At 43.2% G+C, this 688-nt stretch carries 1 protein-coding gene; it reads left to right on the top strand.

From position 1 onward, the window contains the following. Positions 1–269: 269 nt before the first annotated feature. Positions 270–452: a transposase gene (locus tag PXY01_RS22100; protein ID WP_127573299.1), complete on the top strand. Its 183-nt coding sequence runs from the start codon at positions 270–272 to the stop codon at positions 450–452. Positions 453–688: the final 236 nt, after the last annotated feature.

Genomic DNA, 688 nt, shown 5'->3' with positions numbered 1-688 from the left:
AGCAAGGCGCTCTTAGGCAGCGCACCCATTCCAACGTACAACCAAGGACAATTTACCGCGGCAGGTACAAAACCACAAGAGCAACCAAGTTTCGGCTATTGGTCGTTGCTTTGTTCTTCACCTCGTGCCTCTCGTAGCCAAGATGCGTGTCCATCTCGGCCTCCAGCATTTCTTGGATCGTCTCGGCAAAGTGATGCTAGACTAAAAAGTAGACCCGAAGAACCGAGAATAGGATAGAATAAAACTTATCTTAATTCGAGGTGTCCGACATGGCGAAAAAGTGCGATAGAGATTTTATATTACAAACGGTTCAGATGATTCAAGAAGAAGGTAAAGCGGTGGCACAAGTAGCCCGCGAGCTGGGGATCAGTGAAAATACGCTGTATGACGGCCATCTGCCAGAACGTCAAAAAGATCGCCTATCCAACCACCTGGATAGACAGGTTGGATAGGCGATCTTTCTCTTTTACATATAGCTAGTTCATAAAAATTTATACCCCATCTACAACAAAGCTCTCAAATGTGGGCTTTGTCGACAGTCTGAGGTCTATTACGGTCTAATACTACCATAATAGACTTGTTATTTAACGAATATATCCTGCAAAAACAATAAAGCATGCTGGGACCACTTAAATCAGAAGCTTATGGTTTCTAAAATAATTTAGTTATTATCAGTGAAGGTTTGCCC

This window comes from Paenibacillus xylaniclasticus (assembly GCF_004001065.1).
Classification (GTDB): Bacteria; Bacillota; Bacilli; order Paenibacillales; family Paenibacillaceae; genus Paenibacillus_T; species Paenibacillus_T xylaniclasticus.
The sequence above is the reverse complement of the archived record's forward strand: the minus strand, read 5'-3'. Positions and strand labels throughout refer to the sequence as shown.

Bases quoted from the DNA above. Each gene is read 5' to 3' on its own strand.
- PXY01_RS22100 (WP_127573299.1), top strand. From the start codon at position 270: ATGGCGAAAAAGTGCGATAGAGATTTTATATTACAAACGGTTCAGATG.